The organism is Nonomuraea sp. NPDC049784 (genome assembly GCF_040659615.1).
In the GTDB taxonomy this organism is placed as follows: Bacteria; Actinomycetota; Actinomycetes; order Streptosporangiales; family Streptosporangiaceae; genus Nonomuraea.
Map to the genome: position 1 here is coordinate 1 of NZ_JBFAMX010000589.1, position 6,484 is coordinate 6,484.

Below are 6,484 nucleotides of genomic sequence, written 5' to 3' on the forward strand. Positions count from 1 at the left end.
AGGCACTGCGGGTCAGCGAGGGCGACAAGCGCGAACGCCACTACGGCGTCTCCCACCACTCGCTGACCGCCTACGGCCGGGTCGCCCTCTCCCCCGCCGACGTGCCGGTGCCCGTGCTGCCCGGGGACTTCGGCGAGCGGGTCAGGGACCAGGCCGAACTGCTGGCCGTGCGGCACCACCTGGTGCCGGTGCCGTTGGACGGCCTGCACGAGGCGCTGCGCGAGTCCCCCGTGCGGCTCTCGACAATGGGGAGAGGGCTTGAGGAGGACCTGGCCTACTTCCTGGCCTCGGCGGCGGCGGGCAGGCTGACGGCCTCGCTGCTGTCGTAGGAGTCCTTGAACGTGAACGCCTCGGGGCTCGGGCCTTCGGCCTTGAGGCGTTCCAGCCGCCGCATGCCCTCCGCCAGCGACGGGATGTGGCCCTCGGGGATCCACCACATCACGATGTACGGCTCGGCCATGCGCAGGAACCACTCCCTGCGCCGGCGCAGCACGTCCAGGTGGGCGCTGCGGTAGACGTAGTTCCACAGCGTGTCCAGCGACTCCCACACCGAGAAGTTGATCAGCAGATAGTCGCCGTACTCGTGGACGACGGTGGCGGTGGGGTCGTCCTCGCTCTCCTTCAGCCGCCACACGAACCCGGGCGCCTCGTCGGCGATGGCGTTGACGGGCTCCAGGAGGGCGACGAACTCGGCGAGCTCGGGGCTGTCGATGGGCGCGCGGAGGTGGGCGATGTTCAGTTCGGCGAGATGCATGACGCTCAGGACACCATCACCCGCCTTCTATGTCAATATCCGTTTGCTTTAGAGTGACGCAGCACTCCCCCGGCCGCGGGTCGAGCGCGGCCCTGGCCGGATCGTCGCCGAGCCCTTCGAGCAGGCCCTGGCACAGGGCCAGGTTCATGGAGCACACCAACAGCGGCTGCTCCTCGGCCAGCACGTGGAAGGGGCAGTTGCGCAGCCGCAGCGCGCCGCCCTCCTCGTACGGCTCGTAGCCGCGCGCCTCGAGCACCTGCTCGACCGGCTCGCCCGCGTGCTTGCCGGCCATCTTCGCGCCCGCCTCGCGCGCGGCCCGCTCGGCCTGCTCCTCGGCCCCGAGGGCGTCCACGACGCCGGCCAGGACGGAGGCGAGGGAGGCGTAGTCGCGCGGCGGCAGGCTCACCGACCGCTCGCCTCTGGCCCTGCGGTACACCTTGGCGGGTCGGCCGCTGCCAGGACCCTTCTTCTCCTGCGGGCGAAAGCCGCTCTCGAGCAGCCCTGCCTCGACGAGCTTGTCGAGGTGGTGGCCCGCGAGGGTCCTGGACACGCCCGCGGCCTCGGCCGCCTCTCCCCTGCCCACGTCGCCGCCGCGGGCCGCCACGACCGCGTACAGGCTGCGGCGGACGGGGTCGTGCAGAAGGGCCAGTGCGTCGAGGTCGTCGCTACTCACAGCGGGAGTCTATGAAAGCTTCCGCTCGAGGTGCTTGTACGCGCACGCGCGGCTGGGCTTGGCGGTGGCGTCGCCGTACTTCCGCCAGCACGCGCCCTTCTTGATCACCCAGATGTCGACCCACTCGGGAGCGCCGTACTGCCGGTGGACGGTCTTGGCGTTGCGCAGCAGCCTGGCGGCCACGGCGCCCGCCCTGGTCTTGGAGGAGGCGGAGGCGTGCACCCACGTCCTGCCGACGTCCCCGCCGAGCACGCAGGGCTTGACGCCCTTGCAGAAAGGCGGATTGGCGGTCGCGGACGCGGCGGGGGCCACGCCGAACAGGACGGCTAAGGCGGACGATATGACGAGAAATGTACGGATCATGGAGTCCATGGTGCCTCAGTAGGCGGCCAGGACGTCCACGACGAAGACCAGCGTGTCGGAGCCCGTGATGCCGTGGGCGGGATCGCCGGCGGCGCCGTACCCGTAGGCGGGCGGGACGATCATCAGGACGCGGCTGCCGGCGGGCACGCCCACCAGGGCCCGGTCCCAGCCCTTGATCACGCTGCCGTCGTCGATCCTGAACGCCTTCGGCCGGCCGGTCGTCCAGGTGCTGTCGAAGACCCGGCCGCGGCTCCAGATCGCACCCTCGTACTGGGCGACCACGAGCTGCCCCGCTTGTGTCGCGCGCCCGGCGCCCCTGGCCAGCACCTTGACCGCGAAAGCAGCGGGCGGCGCGGTCGCGGGCACCGCCAGGGCGGGCGGGGCGCCGCCGGTGACGCGCGCACCCGCCAGCGTGCCGCCGCCCGCCTCGACGGAGGCACCTCTGGGGTGCGCGCCGAGGATGTCGACGACGTAGAGCAGCTCCTGCCCCGCTCCCGGGCCGCGCGGGACGGCGGCGACGACCCTGCTGCCCACGCGGTGGCCCCGCAGCGCCCCCCCGAGCCCCTCACCCACCGGGAAGGCGGCGGGGGTGCCGCGGTCGAAGCTGGAGTCGACCAGGCGGTTGTCCTTGCCGTCCCATACGTGCGCGGTGTACTGGACGATCGCCACGTCATCCGCCGCGAGCGGCGGGCCGTCGCCGGTGGCCGGCTCGTCCACCTGGAGCCCGGCGGCGGGCCTGCCGCCGGTGAAGGCGATCGTCGGCCTGGCGCCGAACGGACCGGCCACCGTCATGTCCAGGCCGCCCACCGTCACGTCAAGGCGGCCCGCCGTCCCGCCCGGGGCGCGCCCTGTCAGGCCCGGGCCGCCCGCTGCCATGTCCGGGCCGCCCGCGCAGCCGGCCAGCAGCACGAGAGCCGGCAGCAACGCTGCGGTACGGCGGCGGCGCATCGGTCCTCCCAGGCGGCCGGGGCTGGGCCTGGCGATGCTACCGCCTCGCCGGAGCCCGCGTCAGTAGGCCGCCAGGACGTCCACCACGAACACCAGGGTGCTCTTGGCGGGAATGCCCTGCTGCGCCTGGTCGCCGTAGCCCATGGCCGGCGGGATGCTCATCACGACCCGGCTGCCGACCGGCACCCCGGCCAGGCCCTGCTGCCAGCCCTGGATGACGTTCCCGAGCGGGAACTCGGCCGGCTGACCCCGCTCCCAGCTGGAGTCGAACTGCTTGTCGGTGCCCCAGATCTTGCCGGTGTAGTTGACCGTGAGCGTCTGGCTCGGCTGCACCTTCGGGCCGGTGCCCTGGATCAGGGTCTTGACGACCAGCTTGTCCGACGGCTTCTCCTTCGTCTTCGTGGTCAGCGTCGGAGCCTTCTCCCCGCCCGGGCTGACGACCTTGACGCCCTTGATGCTGTCGCCGGTCTCCTTGCCGGTGGCGGCCTTCAGCGGCGCCGGCGCGGTGCCGACGACGTCGATCACGAACACCTTGGTCGGCTCGGCCGGCGCGGTGGCCTGCGGCTGGGCGGCCGAGTCGTTGGCCAGCACGGCCAGCAGCCGGCCGCCGTGCTTGACCTTGGTGAAGCCCTCCTGCAGCACCTGCGGGATCTGCTCGTTGACCGCGATCGTCTCGGGCTGCTTGGTGTCGTAGGAGGAGCCCTGGACGGCGTTGCCCTTGCCGTCCCAGTTGTAGACGGTCAGGTTGACGATCACCCGGTCGCCGCTCTTGAGGGCGTCCCCAGCGCCCGGCTGGACCACCGTGTACGAGGACGTCGTGGCGGGTGAGCCGGACGGGAAGGACACCGTGGGCTTGGCGCCCACGTTCCCGGTGACCTTGAACCCCGACGCGCCCGACGCTCCCGGCGCGCTGGACGCGGCGGTGCTCGAGCTGTTGTCGGAGGAGCCGCACGCTGCGGCGGACAAGATCAAAGGCACGGCGGCCAGTACGGCCAGAGCGCGGCGCATGGGTTTCCCTCGGGAAGACGGCAGATTCGCGTCACCCTACCCGACTTCCGGGTAGGCCCGAGGTAAACCCCGTGCTACATCCCTGCTATGAGCTTGTCCACCCGCTCGTCCACGCTGCGGAACGGGTCCTTGCACAGCACCGTGCGCTGCGCCTGGTCGTTCAGCTTGAGATGCACCCAGTCGACGGTGAAGTCGCGCCGCTTCTCCTGCGCCTTGCGGATGAACTCGCCGCGCAGCCGCGCCCTCGTGGTCTGCGGCGGCACCGACTTGGCCTCGAAGATCTTCAGGTCGGACGCCACCCGCTCCACCGAGCCGCGCTTCTGCAGCAGGTAGTACAGGCCCCGCTTACGGTGCACGTCGTGGTAGGCCAGGTCCAGCTGGGCCACCCGCGGCGAGGACAGCGGCAGGTCGTACTTCTTGCGGTAACGCTCGATGAGCTGGTATTTCGTCACCCAGTCGATCTCCCGCGAGACCAGGTCGAGATTGCCGGTGTCGACCGCGTTCAGAGTGCGCTCCCACAGCTCCAGCACCCGGTGGGCGATGGCGTCGCCGCCGCGGCGGTCGACGAAGTCCTTCGCCTTGGACAGGTATTCCTGCTGGATCTCCAGGCTCGAGGCCTCGCGCCCGTTGGCCAGGCGCACCCTGCGCCGGCCCGTCATGTCGTGGGAGACCTCGCGGATGGCCCTGATCGGGTTCTCCAGCGACAGGTCGCGCATCACGGTGCCCGACTCGATCATGCGCAGCACCAGGTCGGTGGCGCCGACCTTGAGCAGCATGGTGGTCTCGCTCATGTTGGAGTCGCCCACGATGACGTGCAGGCGGCGGAACCGCTCGGCGTCGGCGTGCGGCTCGTCCCGCGTGTTGATGATGGGCCGGGAGCGAGTGGTGGCGCTGGAGACGCCCTCCCAGATGTGCTCGGCCCGCTGCGAGACGCAATAGACGGCGCCGCGGGGCGTCTGCAGGACCTTGCCGGCCCCGCACACGATCTGCCGCGTCACCAGGAACGGAATCAGCACGTCCGCCAGCCGCCCGAACTCCCCGTGCCTGCCTACCAGGTAGTTCTCGTGGCAGCCGTAGGAGTTTCCGGCCGAGTCCGTGTTGTTCTTGAACAGATAGATGTCACCGGCGATGCCCTCCTCGCGAAGCCGTTTCTCGGCGTCGACCAGGAGGCCCTCGAGAATGCGCTCACCCGCCTTGTCGTGGGTGACGAGCTCGATGACGTTGTCACACTCGGGTGTTGCGTATTCAGGATGGCTGCCCACGTCGAGATAGAGACGTGCGCCGTTGCGGAGGAAGACGTTGCTCGATCGGCCCCAGGACACGACCCGCCGGAACAAGTAGCGCGCGACCTCGTCGGGCGACAGCCTGCGCTGCCCCCTGAACGTGCAGGTCACCCCGTACTCGTTCTCCAGCCCGAAGATGCGACGATCCATCACCTCACACTATGCCCACGGATGCATGAGCGGGAGAGATCTTCCCAGGTGTTTTCGCTTCGCGTCCCGTCCCCGCGCCCGCCCCCACGGGGCGCGGGTCGCCGCCGCCCGCGATCAGGGGGTATAGATCTCCTGAACCTTGACGATTTTTCCCTTGTAGACGGTGATGAGCGCGGGCTGGCCCTGGTCGGCGTGCCGCTTGATCAGCACACTCCTGGAGCACCGCTTGCTGCCGAGGCCCGTGTTCCTGTCGACCGTCATGTCGCCCATCGACGCCTTGCAGCCGAACGCCGACAGGAAGACCACGTCCTTGGCGATGGGCGAGGCGTACGCCATGGCGTCGCCCTCGGGCGGGCCCACGAAGAAGCCCTCGGTCATGGTGCCCTTCTTCCACCTGATCGGCTCGTACTCGGCCACACCGCCCCGGATTTCGGTGATCCAGCCGCGCAGGATGCCGTTGTGGCGGGGGTGGATGCCCTTGGTGAAGTCGTGTTTCGGGTCCGCCTGGAAGGTCGTGCCGAAGATCTTGGGCGCCTTGTAGCTGGGGAACGCGGCGGCCGACGTCGCGGCGTGGGCCGCCGCACCCGAGCTCAGCACCACGGCCGCGGCGGCACCGGCCGCCAGGAGGCCACGCATGGGAGTGTTCACGGATTCTGAGATCCTCGATCACCCTCTGAAGTTCGCCCGAATCATAGTGAAACAGGTCACACCCGCCCCACTCCTCTGTCGCCACCGCATCCCCAGTGGCGCCACACACCGGCCGTGCCACACCCGGCGGAGCACCTCACGTATCGCGCCGAACCCCGCCGCAGGGCACGCCACCGCACCGGCGCCGGAACCCCGGGGGCCGAACGGCACGCGCCCATATCCGCACCCGACCACCGCACCCCAACACCCGGACACCCGACACCCGGACGCCCAGACACGGACACCCACCGCCATAGTCCACATAACTGGACGGCACGCCCCATCGCCCGCATACCGGGACACCACCCGCACACCCGGACACCACGACCGACCACCGGCACACCTAAACACCACCCACGTGCCACCGCGCCTGCGCCGCCCGCGACCTCGCCGGGACAGCCCCGTAGCCGACCGCGAGAAACGCAAGAGACCCGCCACATCCCCGTAGCGGGTCTCCGAATACGCCGTCAGGGGCCGCCGTAACGGCCCCTGACGGGTGCGAAGCCTGGAAGCCCTACAACGGCGCGGAGCCGTCGTCCACGTCGCCGTCGGGCGCCGTGGGGGGCGGCGTGCCCTCCGAAGGCGGGGCCGCCGTGAGCGGGGTGTCCGTGGGCGGGG

At 70.5% G+C, this 6,484-nt stretch carries 8 protein-coding genes; 1 reads left to right on the forward strand and 7 read right to left on the reverse strand.

Going from position 1 to position 6,484, the window contains the following annotated elements:
• The coding region (locus AB0J09_RS52680) for a DUF3866 family protein (RefSeq protein ID WP_360709538.1) at window positions 1–329 on the forward strand (329 nt) is incomplete at its 5' end.
• Here the strand turns inward: AB0J09_RS52680 and AB0J09_RS52685 are convergent.
• The 7 genes from AB0J09_RS52685 to AB0J09_RS52715 all read right to left on the reverse strand — a co-directional run bounded on the left by AB0J09_RS52685 (window position 275) and on the right by AB0J09_RS52715 (window position 5,827).
• A complete protein-coding gene (locus AB0J09_RS52685; protein ID WP_360709540.1) occupies window positions 275–754 on the reverse strand; it encodes a DUF3291 domain-containing protein in 480 nt (159 codons plus the stop codon). The genes AB0J09_RS52680 and AB0J09_RS52685 overlap by 55 nt on opposite strands.
• Window positions 755–770: 16 nt before the next feature.
• Window positions 771–1,427, reverse strand: coding sequence for a helix-turn-helix domain-containing protein (locus AB0J09_RS52690; protein WP_360709542.1), 657 nt, complete (start codon window positions 1,425–1,427; stop codon window positions 771–773).
• 9 nt (window positions 1,428–1,436) lie between these two features.
• On the reverse strand, window positions 1,437–1,790 hold the full coding sequence (locus AB0J09_RS52695) for a hypothetical protein (protein WP_360709544.1): 354 nt from the start codon (window positions 1,788–1,790) through the stop codon (window positions 1,437–1,439).
• A gap of 15 nt (window positions 1,791–1,805) precedes the next feature.
• Window positions 1,806–2,738 carry an FKBP-type peptidyl-prolyl cis-trans isomerase gene (locus tag AB0J09_RS52700; protein WP_360709546.1) on the reverse strand — a complete coding sequence of 311 codons (933 nt, stop codon included), beginning with the start codon at window positions 2,736–2,738 and terminating at the stop codon, window positions 1,806–1,808.
• 60 nt (window positions 2,739–2,798) lie between these two features.
• Window positions 2,799–3,746 (reverse strand): FKBP-type peptidyl-prolyl cis-trans isomerase, encoded by a 948-nt coding sequence (locus AB0J09_RS52705; RefSeq protein WP_360709549.1) that lies wholly within the window; start codon window positions 3,744–3,746, stop codon window positions 2,799–2,801.
• A 74-nt stretch (window positions 3,747–3,820) separates the two neighbouring features.
• Entirely contained in the window at window positions 3,821–5,179 is a 1,359-nt protein-coding gene (gene pafA / locus AB0J09_RS52710) for a Pup--protein ligase (protein WP_344995632.1), read from the reverse strand.
• A gap of 114 nt (window positions 5,180–5,293) precedes the next feature.
• Complete coding sequence (locus AB0J09_RS52715; RefSeq protein ID WP_360709551.1) at window positions 5,294–5,827, reverse strand: hypothetical protein; 534 nt, start codon at window positions 5,825–5,827, stop codon at window positions 5,294–5,296.
• Window positions 5,828–6,484 lie beyond the last annotated feature (657 nt).

Coding starts and splice junctions, on each gene's coding strand:
- AB0J09_RS52685 (WP_360709540.1), bottom strand. CDS start 754: ATGCATCTCGCCGAACTGAACATCGCCCACCTCCGCGCGCCCATCGAC.
- AB0J09_RS52695 (WP_360709544.1), bottom strand. CDS start 1,790: ATGATCCGTACATTTCTCGTCATATCGTCCGCCTTAGCCGTCCTGTTC.
- pafA (WP_344995632.1), bottom strand. CDS start 5,179: ATGGATCGTCGCATCTTCGGGCTGGAGAACGAGTACGGGGTGACCTGC.
- AB0J09_RS52700 (WP_360709546.1), bottom strand. CDS start 2,738: ATGCGCCGCCGCCGTACCGCAGCGTTGCTGCCGGCTCTCGTGCTGCTG.
- AB0J09_RS52705 (WP_360709549.1), bottom strand. CDS start 3,746: ATGCGCCGCGCTCTGGCCGTACTGGCCGCCGTGCCTTTGATCTTGTCC.